The sequence below is a fragment of the Dickeya sp. MK7 genome (genome assembly GCF_000406305.1).
Lineage (GTDB): Bacteria > Pseudomonadota > Gammaproteobacteria > Enterobacterales > Enterobacteriaceae > Dickeya > Dickeya fangzhongdai.
This window is the reverse complement of record NZ_CM001984.1, coordinates 2,438,583-2,462,617: the sequence shown is the minus strand read 5'-3', so window position 1 is coordinate 2,462,617 and position 24,035 is coordinate 2,438,583. Positions and strand designations below refer to the sequence as shown.

Genomic DNA, 24,035 nt, shown 5'->3' with positions numbered 1-24,035 from the left:
GGTTATTTGCTCTCACGCTTAATCGTCATCGGTAGCACAGTGTCGGCATCGTAGCGGCCTTTACATTCTGCGGCCTCGCTCGATTCCTGTCGGGTACAGACGATTTCCGGCATCGGATAACGGGAACCATCGCTGCAGCGCGCCCGATAGCGGCTGTTGATCACCAGATTGCCGGACTGGTGCAACCCGGCTTCCACCTCGGCCTGACAGGTGACTTTTTCGCCGTAGGTAAAGCGTACCCGGCCTTTGCCGTCTTTGATCTGGTAGCGGAGAACCGGCGGTTTGCCGGTCAGCGGATTTTTCGCCATGAGCGTCGCCTGCCAGTTGCCGTCCAGAAAACGGATGGAGCCGATTTTTACGGCGTCGGCAGGCATCACCAGCGCGCCTTTCGGGGCGGCGCTTACCTCGACATGCGCGGGAGCTTCCGGCGCTTTTTCTTCGGTTTTTTTCTGCTCAACCACTGCCGGCGGCGGCAACAGCGTAGCCACCTCCAGCGGCAGATTCGGCTGTGGAAGCGTATCCGCCGGCGTGGCGCTCAGCGCGCGTTTTTCCGGTTTGATGGTGGTCACCGCCGGCGGGGTGTTGCTTTCGGGGTGAGAAACGCAGCCGCGGATCTGGAACGCCAGCGTCGCCAACAGCGCGGCGCCCGGCGCCAGCAACCAGATACTGGTCCAGACCCGGCGCGGCGACGGGGCGGTTTGCGGCGGCGCGGCCGGTTCGGCAATCACCACGGGTTCCGGTTCGACCGGCAGCGCCGGTTGTTCCGGTTCGGGGTCGTCGACCTGCGTGGTCACTTCCGGCAGCGGTTCAGGAACCGGCTCGGGAATCTCGACCGGTTCAACCGGGCGCAGGCACTCCAGCACGTCAACGCGGGATTTTTTGCCCAGGCTGACAAATCCCCAGAAGGTGATGACCGGTTTATCGTCCACCAGATAGACATGATTGGAACCCGGAAACTGAAAAGCTTTCGCCAACAATACGCCGAAGAGTTTCTGGGCCGGTTTGTTGGATTGACGCGCCCGCTCGCTAATGGCGTCAACGGTGCCGAGATACTGTTCGAGCAAGAGCAACGCCTGCTCGCGCTGCTCGTCGCTGGCTGCCATCCAGGAGGTGATTTTACCGGCGAAGGGCGCATACCAGTCGATGCGATCGCCATCCTCGTTAGGTTGGGGGATGGCCAGACAGTCAGCGATGTGCTGTTGTTTGCGAAGACGCAGTGTCTCCCGTAATTGCAGCGCTGAAGCATAAACGGGCTGGCCGTTCTCTCCCAACGCAAGAAAATCGTCTAAATTTCCACTGCGTAAAAATAATTTTGCCACGCCAAAGAGACCCTTTGTGATAAACCGTCAAGGCAGAAAATCGTGTTCAATATCTGCGATTATAATTCTGATGATCACGAATCAAATACGTAAAGAAGTGACAAATATGACAAATATTTGCGTCATCAGCTCTCTGAAAAAGCAATATCGCATAAGTGCGATGTGACTGAAACTAAAAAACCGGCAGGTCGATTATCTTACAGGTTACCCGGCAGCATACCAGCGGGAAGCCGATGGCGAGCATTCTGTGATGATGTCGGCATTTTTATTTCACACTAACATTTCTGTAAGTACTTACTAAAAGTGAGTTTGAGTCATATGCTGCTGGCACGAGCTTCAACCTGTCTGGCGTTGAGCGTATTCGGGTTGAAGCATGGCACAGGGTTTTCTCATTAACAGGAGTTCGTTATGTTTGCGATTACAGGAGCAACCGGCCAACTGGGCCGTCTGGTGATTGATTCGCTGGTGAAATCGGTACCGGCAGAACAGATCGTTGCGGTAGTACGCGACCCGGCCAAGGCCAGCGCTCTGGCCGCACAGGGGATTCATGTACGACATGGCGATTATGACCGGCCGGATACGCTGGTCAGCGCGCTGAGCGGAGTAGACAAGTTGCTGTTGATTTCATCAAGTGAAGTCGGCAAGCGCGAAACCCAGCACAAAGCGGTGATCGACGCGGCAAAAAAAGCCGGTGTCGGGCTGATTGTCTACACCAGTCTGCTGCACGCGGATACCTCGTCGCTGGGCTTGGCGGTCGAGCATCTGGCGACCGAAGGCGCGCTGCGCGATTCAGGCATTCCTCATGTTATTTTGCGTAACGGCTGGTATACCGAAAACTATGCCGCCAGCATCGCGCCGGCTTTGGCGCACGGCGCGTTTATCGGCGCCGCCGGCGAAGGCCGCATTGCTTCGGCGGCGCGCAGCGACTATGCGCAAGCGGCTGCAATCGTGCTGCAATTGAATGGTCAGGAAGGGAAAGTTTATGAGCTGGCCGGCGATAACAGTTACACGCTGGCGGAATTTACCGCGGAAATTGCGAAGCAGAGCAGCAAACCGGTGCAATATGTCAACCTGTCCCAGGCGGATTTCGCCAACGCGCTGAAAGGCGCGGGATTGCCGGATTTCCTGGCTGATATGTTGGCGGATTCCGACGCCGGCGCGGAAAAAGGCGGGCTGTTTGATGACAAGAACGCGCTGGCGGCATTGCTGGGTCGCCCGACGACGCCTTATGCCGAGGTCATCCGCGGTACGCTGGCGTCGCTGTAATTTGTTTTCACGTTATTAAACGCGATGGCGCGTCTGGCGACAGATGCGCCACTTTTTATTCTGCCAATTTTCCCTTCCGCAATGTTCTATGTGGTTTTTTTTCGTAGCCTGAACGCATGGTAATGAAACGTCGATTTTCCTGACAGAATCTTGTCATTTTATTTCTGTTTTACTAACCTGTCTGTGTTGTCAGCCTATGCTGCATTTCAATCTGATTGACGCGCCACAGGGAGCATTCACTTTCAATAGGACAAAAAGTGAAGAAGTTGGTGTTTAACTGCGGCTTTATAAACAAGCGGTTCTATAAACAAGCGGTTCTATAAACAGATGTCATACTCGCAAGGGATGGTATACCCAGTGCAACTTGCAGTATGTCGGGTATAAAGGCGAATTTCATGGAGGAAATGTTATGGCTTTATATGGAAAGAAAACCGATCTTTCTTCCGCATCGTCCGGCGGCTATACCGGCGTGGCGGATGTCTATCAATTATGGAATTACCACGCCCGTGGAAATGGCAACATCGGCGATAAACCATCCTATTCGCTGGAGCAGGCCCGCGATCAAATAACCCGTGGCAATATTACCTGGAATGGTGAAAAGGTTTTCGGTAAATCCGTTGCGCTGACTTACTCTTTTCTTCAGTCGGTTTCTGATGCCGACATGCCTGATAATTTCAAAGGCTTTGTCAAATTTAATGCCGCGCAGATTCAGCAGGCCAAACTGGCATTGCAATCCTGGGCTGATGTGGCGAACGTCACTTTTAGCGAAATTAAAGACGATCAACACGCCACCATCCGGTTTGGCAACTATACATTGAGCCCGGATGGTAATACCGATAACAACAGTCAGGCGTTCGGTTTCTATCCCGGCAGCTGGAAGTGGGCCGGTTCAGCCTGGTTTAATTATAATCAGGCTGACAATCAACGGCCGGATATCAATGAATTTGGCCGTAATACATTAGCGCATGAAATCGGCCATACGCTGGGGTTATATCATCCGGGCGATTATGACGCTTCCGACGGCAACCCGGGTTATAAAGACGTGACCTACGCGGAGGATACCCGCCAGTTCAGCATTATGAGCTACTGGAATGAAGGGTACACCGGCGGCGATTTTCATGGCTATCATGCCGCCGCGCCGCTAATGGATGATATTGCGGCCATTCAAAAATTGTATGGCGCCAATATGTCGACCCGCACGGGCGATACCGTATACGGGTTTCACTCCAATAGCGGTCGTGATTTTTATACGGCGACAGACAGCAAAACACCGCTGATATTCTCCGTTTGGGATGCCGGCGGCAACGATACGTTTGATTTTTCCGGTTATAGCGCGAATCAGCGCATCAGCCTGATTAGCGGCACTTTCTCGGATGTCGGCGGATTGAAAGGCAACGTTTCCATTGCCGCGGACGCGGTGATTGAAAATGCGATTGGCGGTTCAGGCCATGATGTGATTGTGGGGAATCTGTCTGATAATCGTATTGACGGCGGCGCGGGTAATGATGTGCTTTATGGCGACGGCGGCGCTGATATTTTAACCGGCGGCGCCGGGAAAGACATTTTTGTTTATGCCTGGGAAAAGGATTCGCTATTGTCGTCGCCGGATACCATTACCGATTTCCAGCGTGGAGAAGACAGGATCGATTTATCCGCGTTTAATAAAAATCATGATCTCCGCTTTGTTGATAATTTCTCGGGAAAAGGAAACGAAGTGTTGTTGAATTGGGATAGTCAGTCTCATCAAACCAATATGTGGTTGCAGTTAAGCGGGCACGACACGGCTGATTTTCTGGTCAACATTGTCGGTGCGGCATTACAGCCGTCGGATTTTATTGTTTAACGATAATGGGCGCGTTCCCGTTATTTTTTGATTGATTGAATAACGGCAGGTATTTTCTCGCGTTGGAGACATGCCTGCCGTTATCCACGTATTTAACACGATGGTTTCAATTATTAAACGCGTTCACTGATGACCGAATGATGGGAATATCATGAAACAGCTGATTATTGCGACATTATTGAGTGCACTGAGTGGAGGATGTATGGCGAGCAGTCTGAGATTGCCGTCCGCGGCGGAACTAAGCGGACAGTGGGTATTGAGCGGAGCGGAGCAACACTGTGATATCCGCTTGAACACGGATGTGCTTGACGGCACGACCTGGCGGCTGGCTGGCGACAGCGCGTGCCTGCAAAAATTGCTGCCGGAAGCGCCGGTCGGCTGGCGGCCTACGCCAGACGGTCTGACGCTGACGCAGCAAGACGGCTCGGCAGTGGCGTTTTTCAGCCGCAACCGCGATCACTACGAACATAAGCTGGCTGACGGCAGCGTTCGCACCCTGAAAAAGAAAGCCTGAGGGAGAGTGCCCAGCCGTGAATGCTTCCTCTGAGCGAGATCGTTCGTTGTTCGGCGTGCTGCGCCAGTTCCGCCGCAGTTTCTGGAGCGTCGGGATTTTCAGCGCCGTCATCAATATACTGATGCTGGCGCCTTCGGTATATATGCTGCAGGTATATGACCGGGTGCTGGCGTCCGGCAACGGTATAACCCTGCTGATGCTGACGTTGCTGATGGCGGGACTGTGTGCCTTTATGGGCGCGCTGGAGTGGGTTCGTAGTCTGTTGGTGGTGAGGCTGGGCACCCGTATCGATCTGGCGCTCAATCAGGATGTCTTCAATGCGGCGTTTGCCCGTAATCTGGAGGCTGGCGACGGCCGCGCCGGGCTGGCGCTGACCGATTTGACGCTGCTGCGCCAGTTCATCACCGGCAATGCGCTGTTTGCCTTCTTCGACGTGCCCTGGTTTCCGCTGTTTTTGCTGGTGTTGTTTTTGCTGCATCCCTGGTTGGGGATGCTGGCGCTGGGCGGCACCGTGGTGCTGGTGGCGCTGGCCTGGCTGAACCAGCGTCTGACCAATCAACCGCTGGCGGAAGCCAATCAGCAATCGCAACAGGCGACCCATCTGGCTGACGCCCAGTTGCGCAATGCCGACGTTATTGAAGCGATGGGAATGCTGGGCAACCTGCGTCGGCGCTGGCTGACGCGCCACTACCGGTTTATTTCCCTGCAGAATCTGGCCAGCGAGCGTGCCGCCGCGGTAGGCGGCGCGTCCAAGTACAGCCGCATTGCATTGCAGTCGCTGATGCTGGGGCTGGGGGCGTTGCTGGCGATCGACGGCAAGATCACGCCGGGGATGATGATCGCCGGTTCGATTCTGGTTGGTCGGGTGCTGAGCCCGATCGATCAGTTAATCGCGGTATGGAAACAATGGAGCAGCGCGCGCATTGCCTGGCAGCGCCTGACCCGGCTGATTGTCGCCTATCCGCCGCGCCCGGCGGCAATGGCGCTGCCTGCGCCGGAAGGGCATCTCAGCGTGGAACAGGTTTCGCTGCGTCCGGCACAGGGCAACGCCCGGCTACAGAACATTCATTTCTCGTTGCAGGCTGGCGAAACGCTGGTAATTCTGGGCGCATCCGGATCCGGCAAATCCTCGCTGGCGCGTTTGCTGGTCGGCGCGCAGGCGCCGACGCAAGGCAAAGTGCGTTTGGATGGCGCTGATCTGAATCAGGTGGACAAAAACACGTTTGGGCCGACCATCGGTTATTTGCCGCAGGATGTACAGCTGTTCAAGGGCACGCTGGCGGAGAACATCGCCCGTTTTGGCGAGGCCGATCCGGAAAAAGTCGTGGCGGCCGCAAAGCTGGCCGGGGTGCATGAACTGATTTTGTCGTTGCCCAATGGCTATGACACCGAATTGGGCGATGGCGGCAGCGGTTTGTCCGGCGGTCAGCGGCAGCGTATCGGCCTGGCGCGCGCCATGTACGGCGACCCTTGTCTGCTGATTCTGGATGAACCGAACGCCAGCCTCGACAGTGAAGGCGATCAGGCCTTGATGCAGGCGATTGTCGCGTTGCAGAAACGGGGCGCGACCGTGGTGTTGATTACCCATCGCCCGGCGTTGACGACGCTGGCGCAAAAAATTCTGATCCTCCATGAGGGCCAGCAGCAGCGTATGGGACTGGCGCGGGATGTGTTGACGGAACTGCAACAGCGCAGCGCCGCCAATCAGGCCCGGATGAACCCCACGGCCGCAATGCCGCAATGACAGGGATCTCGTGATGACAGGCATGGATATAACCACTCAGGATGAATTGAACGAAGCGGCAATGCGCGATCGCGCCAGCCGGGATGAAGAGCGGGCGTTACGGCTGGGCTGGTGGCTGGTGCTGGCCGGTTTTGGCGGTTTTCTGCTGTGGGCGTTGCTGGCGCCGCTGGATAAAGGGGTGGCGGTGCAAGGCAATGTCGTGGTGTCCGGCAATCGCAAGGTGATCCAGCACATGCAGGGCGGCATTGTCGACCGGATCCAGGTGAAAGAGGGGGACCGCGTTGCCGCCGGTCAGGTGCTGCTGACGCTGAATGCGGTAGACGCCCGTACCACCAGCGAAGGGCTTGGCTCCCAATATGATCAACTGATCGCCCGCGAAGCCCGCCTGCTGGCGGAACAGCGTAATCAGTCGTCGCTGGTGGCGACGCCCCGGCTGACGCAGGCGCGCCAGCGGCCGGAAATGGCCGTCATCATCGCGTTGCAGGAAGACCTGCTGCATAGCCGTCAGCAGGCGCTAAAGCTGGAAACCGACGGCGTGCGCGCCAGTATTGATGGACTGGAAACGTCGCTCGGCGCGTTGCAAAAGGTGATGAGCAGCAAGCAGTCCGAGCAGGCGGCGTTGAACCAGCAGTTGCAGGGGCTGCGGCCGTTGGCGGCGGATAACTATGTCCCGCGCAATAAAATGCTGGAAACGGAACGGTTGTTTGCGCAGGTCAGCGGTGAAATTGCCCAGACCAGCGGCGAAGTGGGGCGAACCCGGCGTGATATTCAGCAACAGAAATTGCGCATCGCCCAACGCCAGCAGGAATACGACAAAGAGGTCAACAGCGAATTGTCCGACGTGCAGGCCAAACTGAATGAAGTGATCAGCCAGCGCGAGAAGGCGGATTTCAATCTGGCCAATGTGCAGGTGCGCGCGCCGGTTGCCGGCACCGTAGTGGACATGAAGATCTTCACCGAAGGCGGGGTGATCGCTCCCGGGCAGGTCATGATGGAAATCGTTCCCGAAGATCAGCCGCTGCTGGTGGATGGCCGTATTCCGGTAGAAATGGTGGACAAGGTGTGGTCCGGGCTACCGGTGGAGTTGCAGTTCACTGCATTTAGCCAAAGCACCACACCGCGAGTGCCGGGAACGGTGACCTTGCTGTCCGCTGACCGGCTGGTGGACGAAAAAGACGGCACGCCGTACTACAGCCTGCGCATTCAGGTGAGCGAAGAAGGCAAGCGTTCGTTGCATGGGCTGGAAATTAAACCCGGTATGCCGGTGCAGGGGTTTGTCCGCACCGGGGAGCGTTCGTTTATCAATTATCTGTTTAAACCCCTGATGGATCGCATGCATCTGGCGTTGACGGAAGAGTAACGGAAGGAAGCAATGCGAAGGAAAGCGGTATTACTGACGGTGGTGTTATCCCTGTCGGGCGGCAGCGCCCAGGCGATGGGGCTGCTGGATGCGTGGGAACTGGCGCTGCGCAATGACGCGCAACTGCGGGCGGCCGGCTTCGAACGGGACGCCGGGCAGGAGGAAGTGGCGATCGGCCGCGCCGGATTGCTGCCCTCGCTGCAATATAGCTATGGCGCCAATTACAGTCATTCCAAAGTGACGCAACGGGACCGGACGGTGAATAACACGACGAAACGTGATTACGATAACTACGTCTCGACGTTGACGCTGCGCCAGCCGCTGCTGGACTATGCCGCCTGGGCGCGTTACCAGCAGGGCGTCACCCGCAAACTGATGGCCGATCAGCGATTTCGCGATCGCAGTCAGGACCTGATGGTGCGTCTGTATCAGTCCTGGAGCGAAGCATTGCTGGCACAGGAAAAGCTGATGCTGCTGGATGCGCAGCGCCGTGCCTATCAGGAACAACTGGCGCTGAACCGTCGCTTATTGGCGGCGGGGGAAGGAACGCAAACCGACCTGCGGGAAACGGAGGCACGTTACACCGTCACTGAAGCGCAGCGTATCGAGCAGGAAGATACGCTGGATGCCGCCATGACCGACCTGGAAAACATGATTGGTTCGCCGCTGCAAATTCAGGACCTGTCGCCGCTGGCGCTGGACGCGTTGCCGGATAACGTCACCGAAAATCGTTCGCTGTCGCAATGGCGTGAGCTGGCGGTGCGACACAACGCCAAGCTGGCGGTGCAGCGTGAAAACGTTGATTACAGCCGCTATGAAATTGAGCGTAACCGCGCCGGTCATCTGCCGACATTGGATCTGGTGGCATCCACCCGCAACAGCCTGTCGGAGTCCGAATACAACTACAACCAGAAATACGACACCCAGACCGTTGGTCTGCAGGTGCGTGTGCCGCTGTATTCCGGCGGCGCCGTTTCGGCATCGATGCGTCAGGCCGCGGCGGAATACCAGCAAAGTCAGGCGGAACTGGATAACCAGACCCGGCAGACCTTTGCGGAATTGCGTCGTCAGTTCAACCTGTGCACCAACGGAGCCGCCAAAATCCGGGCCTGGCAGATGAGCGTGGCTGCCGCCGCGGAAGCGATCCGCGCTACGCGGCAAAGCGTCGCCGGCGGCGAACGTATCAATCTGGACGTGCTGATGGCGGAACAGGAGTGGTACAACGCCCGCCGCGAGCTGACGGAAGTCAAATATCGCTGGTTACAGGCATGGCTGAATTTGCGCTATACCGCCGGTACGCTAAATGAGCAGGATATGATGCAACTGGCGGCCTGGTTTCAGGCTGCGCATCCAATAAATAAAAACGGAATGAATACGGCTACCGGCAATAAAGCGAATTAACGGTAACCTTTTGCGTTAATTGATTAATGTTTCTACGAAAATTGATGGTTGTTTCCACAAAAAATTGATCGTCGTTTCCACGAAATTTCTTTCGCAGCCTGCTGCGAGGGATTGGTATGTCATTAAATTAGCCGTCGTGATAATGGTCGGCGACGTAATGGCGAAAAAAGGCATTCTGACAGTAATACGTCAGACTTTATGGAAGAAGTTATATGCAACAAAACGAAAAAGCTTCGTTAAATACCTCTGCCGCCGCTGCCAAGGCAGGCAGTTATACCGGCTATGCCGATGTGTATGATTTTTGGTTTTACCATCAGCGTGGCGACGGTCTGACTGTCAATGGCAAACCGTCTTATACCACCGACAAGGCGGTGAGTGAGGGATTAACGCGGCCGCATACCACCTGGAACGGTGATAACGTATTCGGCAAAGCGGCAAATCTGACTTATTCATTCCTTAACTCGTTTAGCTCGACGCCTAACGGTCATACCGGCCCGGTAAAATTTACGCCGGTGCAGATGCAGCAGGCGAAACTGTCATTGCAGTCCTGGGCGGATGCGGCAAACCTGACGTTTACCGAAGTCAGCCCCAATCAAAAGGCCAACATCACATTCGCTAACTATACGCGCAATGCCGACGGCAGCCTGAATACGGATACGCAGGCTTATGCCGCTTATCCGGGCACGCATCCGGTGTCCGGCAGCGCCTGGTTCAACTACAACCAATCGAGTATTCGCAACCCGGATACCGATGAGTATGGACGGCATTCGTTCACGCATGAAATCGGCCATGCGCTGGGGCTGAGCCACCCGGCGGAATACAACGCCGGCGAAGGGGATATCAGTTACAAAAACAGCGCTGCCTATGCGGAAGATTCCCGTCAGTTCAGCATCATGAGCTACTGGGAGGTGGAAAACACCGGCGGCGACTTCAAAGGGCACTACTCGGCGGGTCCGCTGATGGATGATATCGCCGCGATCCAGAAACTGTACGGCGCCAACATGACCACCCGTACCGGCGATACCGTTTATGGCTTTAACTCCAACACCGATCGTGATTTCTATACCGCGACCAGCAGCAGCAAGGCGCTGGTTTTCTCGGTATGGGATGCGGGCGGCAACGATACTTTCGACTTCTCCGGCTACAGCAACAACCAACGCATCAACCTGAATGAAGGGTCGTTCTCGGATGTCGGCGGGCTGAAAGGCAACGTGTCGATCGCGCACGGCGTGACCATTGAGAACGCGATTAGCGGTTCCGGCAACGATATTCTGGTGGGCAACAGCGCCGACAACGTGCTGCAGGGCGGCGCCGGCGACGACGTGCTGTACGGCAGCCTCGGCGCGGATACGCTGACCGGCGGCGCCGGGCGCGACATCTTCGTATACGGCAGCGGTCAGGATTCCACCGTGTCGGCATACGACTGGATTACCGATTTCCAGACCGGTGTGGACAAGATCGATCTGTCGGCGTTCCGCAATCAGGGTCAGTTGAACTTTGTGCAGGATCAGTTCACCGGCAAAGGGCAGGAAGTGATGCTGCAGTGGGATGCGGCCAACAGCATCACCAACCTGTGGCTGCATGAAGCGGGTCACAGCTCGGTGGATTTTCTGGTGCGTATCGTCGGCCAGACTGCACAATCCGATATTATTGTGTAATCAACCACTGAAAATATTAAACAGGGTGGTTTAACTACCCTGTTTAATAAGATTTCCAAGGGAATCTTATTATCATGTCATTCCGGCAGGGCGTTGTTCGCCCTGAATAAAGAGTGACAGTATTTCTTTATGCTATTTCCAGAGGATTTTATGGGAAAAAATCTGTCTTTACGTCAAGATGACGCTCAACACGCATTATCGGCCAATACCAGCAGTGCGTATAATTCTGTTTATGATTTCCTGCATTACCACGACAGGGGTAATGGCCTGACCGTCAATGGCAAAACATCCTATTCCGTTGACCAGGCTGCGGCGCAAATTACCCGGGAGAATGTCAGCTGGAATGGAACCAATGTATTTGGCAAATCAGCCAATCTGACGTTTAAGTTTCTGCAATCAGTCAGTTCCATTCCATCCGGCGATACCGGGTTTGTGAAATTTAATGCCGAACAGATTGAGCAGGCGAAATTGTCGCTGCAATCCTGGTCGGACGTGGCAAATCTGACGTTCACCGAAGTGACGGGAAATAAGTCTGCCAATATCACCTTTGGTAACTATACGCGTGATGCGAATGGCAACCTGGATTATGGCACTCAGGCTTATGCCTATTATCCGGGAAATTATCAGGGCGCAGGCAGCAGCTGGTACAACTATAACCAGTCTAATATCCGTAATCCGGGGTCGGAAGAGTACGGCCGTCAGACATTTACCCACGAGATTGGCCACGCGCTCGGCCTGGCGCATCCGGGTGAATACAACGCCGGCGAAGGGGATCCGTCTTATCACGATGCCGTGTATGCCGAGGATAGCTACCAGTTCAGTATTATGAGTTACTGGGGCGAGAATGAAACCGGCGCTGACTATAACGGTCACTATGGCGGCGCGCCGATGATTGATGATATCGCGGCGATTCAGCGGCTGTATGGCGCCAACATGACCACCCGCACCGGTGACAGCGTGTATGGCTTCAACTCTAATACCGATCGTGATTTCTACACCGCGACCAGCAGCAGTAAGGCGCTGATTTTCTCGGTATGGGATGCGGGCGGCAACGATACTTTCGACTTCTCCGGCTACAGCAACAACCAGCGTATCAACCTGAATGAAGGTTCGTTCTCGGATGTCGGCGGCCTGAAAGGCAACGTGTCGATCGCGCACGGCGTGACCATTGAGAACGCGATTGGCGGCTCCGGCAACGATATTCTGGTGGGCAACAGCGCCGACAACGTGCTGCAGGGCGGCGCGGGCAACGACGTGCTGTACGGCGGTGCCGGTGCGGATACGCTGTACGGCGGCGCCGGGCGTGATACGTTCGTTTACGGCAGCGGTCAGGACTCTACCGTAGCGGCGTATGACTGGATTGCCGATTTCCAGAAAGGTATTGATAAAATCGACCTGTCGGCGTTCCGCAGCGAAGGCCAACTGAGCTTTGTACAGGATCAGTTCACCGGCAAAGGACAGGAAGTGATGCTGCAGTGGGATGCGGCCAACAGCATCACCAACCTGTGGCTGCATGAAGCTGGGCACAGCTCGGTAGACTTCCTGGTACGAATCGTCGGTCAGGCGACACAGTCCGATATTATTGTGTAATGATATTCTGAAAATATTGCTCAGGGCAGTTTATCTGCCCTGTTTCATTAATAATATATTGCGAATTGCCAAAGGTTTATTTGTGAAATGATTTCGCCTTGCGTTTAATTTCAGCTTTAAAAAAGCAATCGTTTCCTTTTCTTTCTATTTCCCGCCATTCAAATAACTTATTTCATTTTAATCAATTAGCACCATATTGAAGCTGTGGGCTAAATCGCCAATAAATAGAAAATTAACCAATGAACCTTTACAAAAACATTACAGTGGCTTATATAAATATTAGCGCCAGTGATGGCGCTGTTTGTTTTCGTTAAATATCATCAAGATTATATGCCGAAAATATGCCATTAAATTGGCAGAGATGTTCTTTATCTAAAATTTAATGGCTATGGAATTTTCTGATTATTTATACCAATGAGGGTTTTATGGAAAAAAATCTGTCTTCACGTGATGATGACGCGTTGCATTCATTATCTGCCAGCAGCAGCTATGACTCTGTTTATGATCTGTTGCATTATCACGGGCGAGGAAATGGATTGACGATTAACGGCAAACCATCCTATTCGATTGAGGATGCGGGCGAACAAATTACCCGTGACAACGTCAGTTGGAATGGTTCGAATGTATTTGGTAAATCCGCCAACCTGACCTTCAAGTTTCTTCAGTCCGCGCGCTCCACACCGGATGGCGATACCGGGTTTGTCAAATTCAATGCCGCACAGGTTGCTCAGGCCAAACTGGCATTACAGTCCTGGTCTGATCTGGCCAACATCACCTTCACGGAAGTGACAGGGAATCAGTCGGCCAACGTCACTTTTGGCAACTATACCCGTGACTCCAGCGGCCGTCTGGATTACGGCACGCAGGCGTATGCCTATCTGCCGGGCAGCGGCAGCGCATCCGGCACCACCTGGTACAACTACAATGTGGACAACATTCGCAGCCCGGACAAAATGGAGTACGGCCGTCAGACGCTGACGCATGAAATCGGCCACGCGCTGGGGCTGAATCATCCGGGCGACTATAACGCCGGCGAAGGGAACCCCAGCTACAGCGATGTGACCTATGCCGAAGATACCCGTCAGTTCAGCATCATGAGCTACTGGAGTGAGAAGAATACCGGTGGGGATTTCAAAGGCCATTATGCCGCCGGCCCGATGCTGGATGATATCGCAGCCATTCAGCGCCTGTACGGCGCCAACATGACCACCCGCACCGGCGATACCGTCTATGGCTTCAACTCCAACACCGATCGTGATTTCTACACCGCGACCAGCAGCAGCAAAGCGCTGATTTTCTCGGTATGGGATGCGGGCGGCAACGATACCTTTGATTTCTCTGGTTACAGCAACAACCAGCGTATCAACCTGAACGAAGGGTCACTGTCTGATGTCGGCGGGCTGAAAGGCAACGTGTCGATCGCGCACGGCGTGACCATTGAGAATGCCATCGGCGGCTCCGGCAACGATGTGCTGATCGGCAACAGCGCTGACAACATTCTGAAGGGCGGCGCCGGCGACGATATCCTGTACGGCGGGGGTGGGGCAGACCGTCTGTATGGCGGCAGCGGTCGTGATACCTTTGTGTATACCGCGGTATCCGACTCCAAAGTGGCGGCGCCGGACTGGATTCTCGATTTCCAGACCGGTGTCGATAAAATCGACCTTTCTGCACTGAACACCGGTAATAACCTGCATTTTGTTAATCAGTTCAGCGGCGGCGGTGGTGAGATCCTGCTCAACTGGGATTCATCAGCCAATGTCAGCAACCTTTATCTGAACCTTGATAACAATACCTCGCCGGAATTCCTGGTGAAAATTGTAGGTCAGGTATCACAGACAGCCGATTTCGTTGTGTAACCGACTGATAACCAAAGGGCGGGTTCTCCGCCCTTTATTTCTCGCTGAGCCTTTCCCCATGTTGTTTTACCTTTTTTATACCAATTTAGTTACAACATACTTATATCTTCAATACTCCCCACTCAACCTGAAATAGTGGTGTGCTTATCGCCAAGCAGGAGAGGAAAGGCGGATTCTACCCATGATGCGAACGTCTTACAGTCTTCTCTTTATCAAACAGGAAGACGTCGGGCGAAACGCGGGGGACAGGCTGGGAATATGCCTGCCCCGCATTGTAAATGACTAGATGGCGATGCGTCGACCGATCTCGATCACCTGATTACCCGGCAGTTGGTAGTATTCCGTGACATGCAGGCAGTTTCGCATCATCCAGGCGAACAGGTAGGATTGCCAGCGCGGCAGGGCGTCCGCACTGTCTTTGGCGACGATCGATTCATGGCCGATATAATAGGTCACGGATTCGTGATCGGCACACGCTTTCAGCGGCGGCGTTTGCTTGAGCAGCTCGGGAATATTGGGCTTCTCCATAAATCCGTAGTAGGCCACGCCTTGCCAGAAACCGGGAAGTTTTTCGGTCAGTACCAGTTTGTCTTCCTCCCTGACGCGCGGCACATCCAGCACCTGAATGGTCAGGGCGATGATCTTGTCATGCAAAGCCTGGTTACGTTTGACATGCCAGCGCATCACCGGCGGCGCGACATTCTGCACTCGGGTTAAAAATACGGCGACGCCCGGTACGCGTGAAATGCCATCAGCCTGCAGCGATGAAAGAAACTCGTCTACCGGCAGCGTTTTTTCCGCCACGGTTTGCGATACGCGCGTCACACCCTGACGCCAGATAAACATCACGCAGAAAATCAGCATCGCCAGCAGCAGCGGAACATAGCCGCCGTCGAACACTTTCAGCATGTTGGCGACGCAGAATCCCACGTCGATCAGGATAAAAATGGCGGTGATGCCGAGACTCAGCATCTTGTTCCAGTGCCAAATCTTACGCATTGCCATATACAGCAACAACGTCGTCATCAGCATCGTAATGGAAACGGCAATGCCATAAGCGGCGGCCAGCCGCTCCGAAGACTGGAAGAAAATTACCAGACTGAGCGTGACCACCATTAATAGCCAGTTGACGGTGCCCAGATAGATTTGCCCATAGCTTTGCTCCGCCGTCTGGGTGATTTTCATTCTGGGCAGCCAGCCAAGCTGAATCGCCTGTCGCGTCATGGAGAACGCGCCGGAGATAATCGCCTGACTGGCAATAATGGTGGCCAGCGTGGCGAGAATAACCATTGGTATTTGCAGCGCGGGGGGACACAGGCGGTAAAGAATATTATTGTTAACATCGGTGCCGGATAAGATAAATGCCGCCTGACCGGCATAATTGAGCAGCAGGCAGGGGAGCGCTATCGCATACCAGGCAATCCAGATGGGCTTACGGCCAAAATGCCCCATATCGGCATACAGCGCTTCCGCCCCGGTGACGCACAGAAACACGCCGCCCAAAATCAGCAGGCCGATATGCCCGTGGGTGGCGAAAAATGTCAGCGCGTGGACGGGGTTCAGCGCCCAGAGTACGGCCGGATAATCAATGATGCTCTTGATGCCCAATAGAGCCAGCGTAGCAAACCACAGCAACATCACCGGTGCGAAAAACCGACTGATTTTGTCCGTGCCCAGCGGCTGAATGGCGAAGATGAGAACCAGCAGGACCATCGTCAGCGGCAGGATGTAATTGGCGGTTTCCGGAAACACCAGTTCCAGCCCTTCCAACGCCGACAACACCGAGATTGCCGGCGTGATCGCGCCGTCGCCATAGATAAAGGCCGCGCCCAGTAGCCCGGCGGCAATAATCCATTTCTGACGTTTGGCCTGGTTATTCTGCAACAGCGACATCAACGCCAGCACGCCGCCTTCGCCTTTGTTGTCGATCCGCATGGCGAACAATGCGTACTTGATGGAAGTAACAATGATCAACGTCCAGAACAATGTGGAAAGCAGGCCCAGTATGGTTTCCGGTCGGGCGGCGTCGCCGGCCAGTTGTATCACGGTATTGAAGGTATAAAGCGGGCTGGTACCGATATCGCCAAATACAATGCCCAGTGCGGAAATAGCCAGCAAACCTGGTGCTTTTTCTTGCTGCGTATGTGTCATATGCACATCCCGGTGAATGGTTAGAATCAGGAAAAATGCCGTGTAATCATAGTGTAGACTGTTATGTTCATCCGGACGTGACGGCGCCGAAATTCTGGATAACATCAGAAAACATAAAGTGACATGAGTGACGCGAGGCGTGATGAAGCCTGGCTTAGGGGCGGGAATGGGTTTTCAGCAACGATAAAAAAGGGATTCCGAGACACATCGGAATCCCTGGCAAATGAGCGGTATGTCATACGCTCACGTGTTACGTGGCGGATAACTTAATGCGGCAACGCCTGTTCCGGGTGAAGGCCGAGCCAGCCCGGCGACGGTTCGCCTTTGACTTCGCCCAGATACAGACCGATCTGCGCTCTGAAGCGTTCGACTGCCGCCCGGTCGCTCATGAAACGCTCAAACGCTTCCGGACTGGCATTCTTGTATTCCCAAATGTGCTTATAACCGGCCGGCGGCGCTATATCGGTGCGAACCGACCACATATACCAGACGTCGGTCTGCGTTTTCGGGTCCAGCAGCCAGCTCAAATACAGCCTGGCGGATTCCGGGTGTTTGGCCTGTTTGAAGATCGCCGCGCGCTGTGCCCAGGCGACAAACGGATCTTGCGCCGGCAGCACAAAGCGGGAATTGGCTTTGGCGTCAGGAACCAGCGCGCCGTCAGTGGAGAAGGTTACCGCGGACTTGCCGCTTTCCACATCGTCCGCCGGTGCCTGGGTGCCACGCACGTAAACCGGCTCTTGCTCGCTGAACTTCGCCACATAATCCCAGCCGTATTTATCCACCACCTGTTTGAACCAGAACAGCACGGCATCGTCGTCGTTCGGGTAGGTGACGACGATTTTCCCTCTCAGGTCCGGGCGCAGGTAATCATTGGCTTCACGCGGCCAGGCTTTCTGATCGACCAGTTTGGTGTTGACCACATTACTGAACGCATCGACGAAAACGCCGGTCCAGGCACCGTCCTGATCCCGGAATGCCGGCCAGATCTTGTCCCAACCCGCGGGTTTATAGTTCAGCAACGCGCCTTCTTTTTTCCAGCGCGGATAATCCTGCAGCGTCTGTAACTGTACAACGTCCGGAATCAGGCTGTCGGTAGCCAGTTGGTTGTCGATGCGGGCGTCATGAAACTTGCTGTAATCCACGATGACATTCAGCGTCATGCCTGGAAAGCGTTTCTCGAACGCCTGCTTGATGCCATCCTGCTGACCCGCGGTATCACCGCCGGCATAGACCGTAACCACGCCGCCTTCTCTCAGCGCGCTCTGGTAAATCTGGTCCAGCGAGCGCTGCTCCGGCGTGGTGGCGGCATACCCTGAAAAGGCGGCCGTGCCTCCCGCGAGAGCCAGCATCAGCCCGGCTGCCTTCATCGCGTTATTCACATTCTTCATACGATAGTCCTTGGTTACGTGTAGGTACTTTTCCCATGCAGGTACTTTGCCCGTGTAGGTACTGCTCCAGTTTCGCCGGTTGGTTATTACCGGCAAAGCCATGCCTGCCGGGGCAGTTGGCCGCCCCGGAGGAACATGTTTCGTTTCAATAGTGGCGGGTGACCGTGACCCGCACAGGTGTACCTTAAGGGCCGATGGCGGACCTGTTGGTGACGATGGCGTGAAAAGCCGCCCGAATCACCGCCGCATCCGGCAAATCATCGATGCCGCTCAGAATACCGCGCATCAACCAGGCATCGGTGAACGATACCGCCGCCTGTGACACCGGGCGGCTGAAACCGAAATGCTCGCCCAATATCGTTTCGTGAGCTTGTAGCCACTCGGCAGCGTGTGGACGCAGAAGAGGGCGGGAAACCGCAGCGACGAACAGTTCATATTCACGAGTCAGCCTTGAGCGCTCGCCGATAGTCCAGAAGACGAAATCGGTCAGGATCCCGGCGGGATCGTCGGCTCCGTGCAGAGAAAGCCAATGCCGGGTGCTGACCGCAAAGTCTTCAATCGCCTGATGCATCACCGCGGCCAGCAGGTCATCCAGCGTTTTAAAGTGGTAGGTGGTGGCGCCTAGCGACATCTGTGCTTCTTCAGCGACTGCCCGGTGTGTACAGGCGTGCAGGCCATCACGCCGAATGATGGTCGCTGCGCTGCGTATCAGCTGTTCTGCTGTGATTTCGCTTTTCGATCTCATGGTTCCTCTCCGGGCGTCAGCGGGAACGCCAGCCCACGATGAAAGCGGGCAATATCGGCGTTCCGTAATCTGGCCTGCATCGTATCCTTGCCGGCAGTAAGAAGAGAATAGCGTGGATTTGACAGTCTTGCTCAAAAAAACAGAATGAACTTTTGGATCAAAAAACCATTTGTTATCTTCTATAAAGAATTTAATTCTGATTTATTTTTATAAAATTTAACTTTACGAACTTAAATATCTATTTTAATACAAATGTACAATTTTAAGTGCTGAATGCGCTGCTATCGACATTCGTCTTGCGAATAAGGGGGGATGGCCGACGCCGTGCGGTTTCTTGAACTGCTGAAATATGGCATACTGCGACATAATTAAACTGTACTGTCCGGTTACCTAAAAATAACGCTGACTGAACCATCCGGACAGGTGCCAGAGGAGGAGTAATGCGAACACTGACCGAGGAAAAACGGCAGGCGATTATTGATGCCGCCACTCAGCTTTTTCAGGAAACCGGATACGAGCGGGCATCCATGAATGAAGTGGCTAAGCGTGTGGGGGGATCGAAAGCAACGCTCTATAACTACTTCACCTCAAAGGAAGAGTTATTTGAGACGATCGTACGCACCTACAGTACGCGCTTTTTGACGGAGGCGGCGGCAGAGCTCAGTACGCCGGAAGCGGAGCTGCTTTCCCTGGAGAATAAGCTGACGCGGTTTGGTGAGAAAATGATGCATGTGCTGACCGGCGGGAATCCGGCGCTGCAAATCTATCGTATTGTGGTTGGCGAGGCCGGCCATTCTGACATTGGCGAGTTATTTCAGGGCTCGGGGACGAAAGAGAGTATGGCCAGGCTGGCTGATCTCATGGCCGATGCCATGCAAAAAGGTGAGCTGACTCAGGCAGATCCCGCGTTAAGGGCCAAACAGTTTACGGCGTTGGTCAAAGCGGAAGCGGATGCGATGCTACTGCAGCGTGAACCGCCCGACTGTTCGCCGGCGCGGATCGGGGAAATGGTGAGAAACGGCGTCGAGCTTTTCCTGCATGGCGCTTCTTTCCGGAAAGACTAATAAGCCACTCGCAGGCCGGCGACTTATTTAGAAAATGAATCCCCGCCGGCTACTGATGTTCCCATCGACCATCGTCGGTTCTCCGACACCTCCGGTGCCACACCATGACGCGCTGAGCGCGCTTTTATCCGCTTCTTTTCAGACAATCAGCGGTTTGACAGTGTTTTTTCTTTATATAAACTAAACCGTACAGTTTAATTATTGAGGAATAGAGCATGAGAATTCTGGCTTTGGCAGGATTTACTGCGGCTGTCTGTATGCTGACCGGCTGTGTCTCCCTGTTCTAGGGAGATGCCATCTTATTCGGTTATGAGTGAGGGAAGAACATGAGAATTGTTGGTCTGGTTTGCATCATCATGGCTGCTATGATCCTGAACGGTTGCCTGTCCATCGGCAGTCATATTTAACGCGACGCCTCTGTGTATGAAACAGGAACCAGACCGGGTAACCGAACTGGCTCCTGTTTCAGGAAACGCCTGCCATCACTGCACTGACGCCTCACTCGGTTGGTTCCTTCTGTTTATTTACATACCGCTTTTCTGTTTCACGATTGGCAGGCTATGTTGCCCTCATGTTGTTGCCACCGCCGGGCGGTTTCCGTCATCTGCGTCGCAACCTGTGCAATAATCTTTTGCCAGGCAGAAAACAGGTGCGCGTTATCGCCGACGGCGCTTTCCGTTAACTGGCTGCGGCAAGACAGTTTCAGGCGTTTATCTCCGTTTTTGACGCTAAGACTCCAGTCGGCGTCTAGCGAGACGAACTGACCGGGCCAGCTGTCAAAGCGTCGAATCTGCATTCGGATCCGCAGCACCGGGATATCGCGCGGCAGGGGCTGCTCCGATGCATTTTGGGCGCCCGACCGCTGGACCAGCAGTGATGACAGTGCCGTGTGAATCTCATCGCTCAGCGGGCTCAACCAGCGATCGTCGTCAAGAATCATGGCGCCATCCTGACCATCGCGAATTACCACCTGCTGCCTGTCCACCTGCGCCGGTACCTCGATCGGTAATAAATCAATCTCGAATAACGCCGGGTGCGGGTATACCACACCGGCGGCAGGGGGAACCAACGTATGGTAGCGAACCTGTGGGGAACGGCAGGCTGGTAGCGTCAGAACCGTGATGACAGCGAGCAGCGGCAGCATCAATCTCATGGATGTTTTCCTTTGGGCGAAGTAGCGCGGTCATCCGCTGCGTCAGGGGTCGGAGCCGGTGTACGCCCACGCAGCAGCGACTCCGGGTTGCGCTCCAGCTGTTCGGTAAATTCCCTCAGGGTGCGTAGCGTCCGGCTCGCTTCCTGCAACGTCTGGGTAAAATGAATCAGCAATGGCGAGTCTTCCGCTATCAGCTCCTGGGCGTTTTCCGTCGTCAGCTGCGTTTGTTTCATCAGGCTGTTCGCCGTCGGTAATGTCTGGCTATTGACCAGCCGCAGCGTTTTGTTCAGTTCAACCAGGGTGTTGTTCAGGTTGTTGCCGATGGACTCCAGCGGCATTTTGTTAACTTTGGCGACGATGCTGCCCAATTGCGCCTGCAATTTATCCAGCCCGCCGCTGACGGTCGGTAATTCGATAGGGCGAGCGTTTGAATTAAAGGGAACGTTGGGGGCATCAGGCACAAAATCGAATGAAATATACAGCTGCCCGGTTAACAGGTTACCGGGAACCGCTTGGGCCCGCAGCCCGTGGGCGACCAGGTCGCGGGTGAATTGGGCGGCTCTGTTGACGGTTTCTGCCGGCGAAGAGGGTGCCGATGACGATGAACCAGACAGTTTATTCAGCAAACTCCCCAGACGTGCGGGGTACACCTCAACATCCACTACCGTCGGGAAACGATAGCCGGTGGGATTATAATCCAGCGTGACGGCCACGACCCGGCCGATGGTAACACTGGAAAATTCTACCGGCGCGCCGACATCCAGACCATGCAAAGCACGTTCAAACCGAAGCCGGAATGGAATTGCCGGTCCGTCCGGCGCCGACAGGGCGGATTCCTGATCCTGCGCCAGTCGATAGCTAACAGGGGGGGTAATCGCCGGCGTTTTATTGCCATCCGGTGTGGCAAACGCGATGCCGCCGGCCAGCACCGCCGCCACGGTCTGTGTTTTCAGGCGAAAGCCGTTGGTGCCGACGGATAAGTCGACGCCGCTGACATTCCAGAAACGGGTGTCAGGCTGCACCAGTCGGTCATAAGGCGCGTCAATGAAAACCTGCAAACTGACGCCACGGCCGTCTTCTTTCAGATGGTAAGAGGCAAGGCGCCCAACCTGTACCCGGCGGTAATAAACCGGTGAGCCGATATCCAGCGATCCCAAATCGTCGGCGTCAATGGCAAAGTGGCTGCCGGGCATGTCATTAATAATGGCAGGAGGGGTTTCCAGACCGGTAAATTCGCGCCGGGCCTCCGAGGAATAGCCTTTGTCCACACCGATATAGGCGCCGGACAACAGGGTATCAATACCGCTGACGCCGCTCATCCCCACGCGTGGCCTGACTACCCAAAACCGTGAGCCGGTACGCGCCAGATTCTCTGCGTTTTTGTTTAGTTGAACCCTGACCAGTACACGGGAACCGTCATCGTTAAGAACGATATCTTTTACTATTCCGACCGTAACGTCTTTGTATTTGACCGTGGTTTTACCAGCTTCAAGCCCTGTCGCACCGCGAAAGGAAAGGGTGATGTCAGGACCGGCGGCCAGCCGAGACTGAACCAGCATGGCGAGGCTGATCGCCAGCGCGATAACCGGGACGAACCAGATCGCGGCATGACGCCAGTTGCGACGAATGGCGGTGATCTCGCCTGGTAACATCTGATTCATTGCTCATCCTCCCAGATCGAACGCGGGTCGAAACTCATGGCGGAGAGCATGGTCAGGATAACCACCAGTCCAAAAAACAGAATGCCGGGGCGGGGTTCCGCTTCCCCCAGCGTATGAAAACGAACCAGGCTGCACACCACCGCAACGACAATCACATCCAGCATGGACCAACGGCCTATCCATTCCGTTATGCGATAGAGCCGGGTGCGCTCGCGTCTTGCCCATACGCTTTTTCGACGCGCGGTGACCAGCAGGATCATCAGGGACAGGAATTTCATGCAAGGAATCACGACGCTGGCAATGAATATTATCAGGGCGATGCCATACGAGCCGTGCTGCCAGAAGTCGATAACGCCAGTCATAATCGTACTTTCGCCGGCGCTGGCGAGCAGACTGGTGTACATCACCGGCAAGGTATTGGCCGGAATATAAAGAATCAGGGCGGCAAGCAGCAAAGCCCACGACAAGGCGGTACTTCCCGGGGAATGTGCATCAAGCCGGGTGTGACAACGTGGGCAACGGGCTGCGCTGTCATTCGGCGCCGGCGCGTCGCAAACCAGACCGCAAACCGGGCAATCGCAGACATTCATCTGACGAGCTGAAGGCGCTTTATGCATGATGCGTCCTTCCGCGATGAACGGCTGAGTCAAGCGACCAAAGCCAATGATTATCCTGACGGGTAATCATCAGAACCAGCATCAATGAGGCAACCAGAAACCACCCTCCGGGCTCGACAGCAACATCCAGCAGGCCGGACAGTTTCACCGCTGCGATCAGAAAACCGGGCAGGCCCACTTCCATCATGTTCCAGGGGCGTAGCCACCGCAGCGTTTTCATGAGAGCAATAAAGCCCGGCGCTCGTCGACCGGCGCTTGCGAACAACAAAATCCAGGTTAACAGCATGATTTGTAATGAAGGGGCAAGAATAAGGAACAACACCGCACACCACGCCAGCAGGAAGGTATCGCCCTGAGCAAGCGACCACATGGATTGCCAGAGCGTCACGTCATGCGTTAGCCCATGAAAACTCACCGTCATGACCGGCCAGGCATTGGCCATCAAAAAGGTGACGGCGCAAGCAAAGGCCAGAGGGAGTAAACGTGCCGGATCCATCGGGGGTGAGCGATAAAGAATGGTCAGACAACGCCCACATTGCGCCACATCTTTGCCGACCAGAGGGCGGAGGCGATACACGCAGCCGCAGTGTGGGCAGGCGATCAAATACGGGTAGCTTTTCATCGCGGCGGACAGACTCAGCAAGATTTAAGAGGTGAAACAGATAACCGGCTTTCGGTTATCTGTGGTCTTTAACATTCACC

General features: G+C 54.9%; 18 protein-coding genes. 10 read left to right on the top strand and 8 right to left on the bottom strand.

Features of this window, described 5'->3' with window-relative positions; genetic code table 11:
• Window positions 1–2: 2 nt before the first annotated feature.
• Complete coding sequence (locus DXXMK7_RS10715) at window positions 3–1,319, bottom strand: SrfA family protein (protein WP_038919082.1); 1,317 nt, start codon at window positions 1,317–1,319, stop codon at window positions 3–5.
• 408 nt (window positions 1,320–1,727) lie between these two features.
• On the opposite strand from DXXMK7_RS10715, the gene DXXMK7_RS10710 reads away from it, so the two are divergent.
• The 9 genes from DXXMK7_RS10710 (at window position 1,728) to DXXMK7_RS10670 (ending at window position 14,554) form a co-directional block, all read left to right on the top strand.
• Complete coding sequence (locus DXXMK7_RS10710) at window positions 1,728–2,585, top strand: SDR family oxidoreductase (RefSeq protein ID WP_038919081.1); 858 nt, start codon at window positions 1,728–1,730, stop codon at window positions 2,583–2,585.
• 409 nt (window positions 2,586–2,994) lie between these two features.
• Window positions 2,995–4,428 (top strand): serralysin family metalloprotease, encoded by a 1,434-nt coding sequence (locus DXXMK7_RS10705; protein WP_038919080.1) that lies wholly within the window; start codon window positions 2,995–2,997, stop codon window positions 4,426–4,428.
• Between the two features lie 151 nt (window positions 4,429–4,579).
• Complete coding sequence (locus DXXMK7_RS10700; protein WP_082170938.1) at window positions 4,580–4,942, top strand: protease inhibitor Inh/omp19 family protein; 363 nt, start codon at window positions 4,580–4,582, stop codon at window positions 4,940–4,942.
• A gap of 16 nt (window positions 4,943–4,958) precedes the next feature.
• Window positions 4,959–6,686 carry a type I secretion system permease/ATPase gene (locus DXXMK7_RS10695; RefSeq protein ID WP_038919078.1) on the top strand — a complete coding sequence of 576 codons (1,728 nt, stop codon included), beginning with the start codon at window positions 4,959–4,961 and terminating at the stop codon, window positions 6,684–6,686.
• Window positions 6,687–6,699: 13 nt separating this feature from the next.
• On the top strand, window positions 6,700–8,046 hold the full coding sequence (locus DXXMK7_RS10690; RefSeq protein WP_038919077.1) for an HlyD family type I secretion periplasmic adaptor subunit: 1,347 nt from the start codon (window positions 6,700–6,702) through the stop codon (window positions 8,044–8,046).
• 12 nt (window positions 8,047–8,058) lie between these two features.
• Entirely contained in the window at window positions 8,059–9,447 is a 1,389-nt protein-coding gene (locus DXXMK7_RS10685; RefSeq protein WP_038919076.1) for a TolC family outer membrane protein, read from the top strand.
• A 212-nt stretch (window positions 9,448–9,659) separates the two neighbouring features.
• Window positions 9,660–11,105 carry a serralysin family metalloprotease gene (locus DXXMK7_RS10680; RefSeq protein ID WP_038919075.1) on the top strand — a complete coding sequence of 482 codons (1,446 nt, stop codon included), beginning with the start codon at window positions 9,660–9,662 and terminating at the stop codon, window positions 11,103–11,105.
• A 150-nt stretch (window positions 11,106–11,255) separates the two neighbouring features.
• Window positions 11,256–12,695 (top strand): serralysin family metalloprotease, encoded by a 1,440-nt coding sequence (locus DXXMK7_RS10675; protein WP_038919074.1) that lies wholly within the window; start codon window positions 11,256–11,258, stop codon window positions 12,693–12,695.
• 425 nt (window positions 12,696–13,120) lie between these two features.
• Complete coding sequence (locus DXXMK7_RS10670; RefSeq protein WP_082170937.1) at window positions 13,121–14,554, top strand: serralysin family metalloprotease; 1,434 nt, start codon at window positions 13,121–13,123, stop codon at window positions 14,552–14,554.
• Between the two features lie 282 nt (window positions 14,555–14,836).
• Here DXXMK7_RS10670 and DXXMK7_RS10665 read toward each other — a convergent pair whose 3' ends face one another.
• From DXXMK7_RS10665 to DXXMK7_RS10655, 3 genes are all read right to left on the bottom strand, one after another.
• Window positions 14,837–16,705 (bottom strand): potassium transporter Kup, encoded by a 1,869-nt coding sequence (locus DXXMK7_RS10665; protein WP_038919073.1) that lies wholly within the window; start codon window positions 16,703–16,705, stop codon window positions 14,837–14,839.
• Between the two features lie 266 nt (window positions 16,706–16,971).
• Window positions 16,972–18,072, bottom strand: coding sequence for an ABC transporter substrate-binding protein (locus DXXMK7_RS10660; protein ID WP_100850455.1), 1,101 nt, complete (start codon window positions 18,070–18,072; stop codon window positions 16,972–16,974).
• Window positions 18,073–18,277: 205 nt separating this feature from the next.
• Window positions 18,278–18,838 (bottom strand): TetR/AcrR family transcriptional regulator, encoded by a 561-nt coding sequence (locus DXXMK7_RS10655; protein WP_038919071.1) that lies wholly within the window; start codon window positions 18,836–18,838, stop codon window positions 18,278–18,280.
• Between the two features lie 440 nt (window positions 18,839–19,278).
• On the opposite strand from DXXMK7_RS10655, the gene DXXMK7_RS10650 reads away from it, so the two are divergent.
• Entirely contained in the window at window positions 19,279–19,902 is a 624-nt protein-coding gene (locus DXXMK7_RS10650; RefSeq protein WP_038919070.1) for a TetR/AcrR family transcriptional regulator, read from the top strand.
• Window positions 19,903–20,446: 544 nt separating this feature from the next.
• Here the strand turns inward: DXXMK7_RS10650 and DXXMK7_RS10645 are convergent.
• Genes DXXMK7_RS10645 through DXXMK7_RS10630 form a run of 4 tightly spaced genes read right to left on the bottom strand, consistent with a single transcriptional unit; the run spans window position 20,447 to window position 23,955 of the window.
• Window positions 20,447–21,055 carry a membrane integrity-associated transporter subunit PqiC gene (locus DXXMK7_RS10645; RefSeq protein ID WP_038919068.1) on the bottom strand — a complete coding sequence of 203 codons (609 nt, stop codon included), beginning with the start codon at window positions 21,053–21,055 and terminating at the stop codon, window positions 20,447–20,449.
• Complete coding sequence (locus DXXMK7_RS10640) at window positions 21,052–22,716, bottom strand: intermembrane transport protein PqiB (RefSeq protein ID WP_038919067.1); 1,665 nt, start codon at window positions 22,714–22,716, stop codon at window positions 21,052–21,054. The genes DXXMK7_RS10645 and DXXMK7_RS10640 overlap by 4 nt, the downstream gene beginning before the upstream one ends.
• Window positions 22,713–23,333, bottom strand: coding sequence for a paraquat-inducible protein A (locus DXXMK7_RS10635; protein WP_038919065.1), 621 nt, complete (start codon window positions 23,331–23,333; stop codon window positions 22,713–22,715). Before DXXMK7_RS10635 ends, DXXMK7_RS10640 begins: the two co-directional genes overlap by 4 nt.
• On the bottom strand, window positions 23,326–23,955 hold the full coding sequence (locus DXXMK7_RS10630) for a paraquat-inducible protein A (protein WP_038920968.1): 630 nt from the start codon (window positions 23,953–23,955) through the stop codon (window positions 23,326–23,328). The genes DXXMK7_RS10635 and DXXMK7_RS10630 overlap by 8 nt, the downstream gene beginning before the upstream one ends.
• Window positions 23,956–24,035 lie beyond the last annotated feature (80 nt).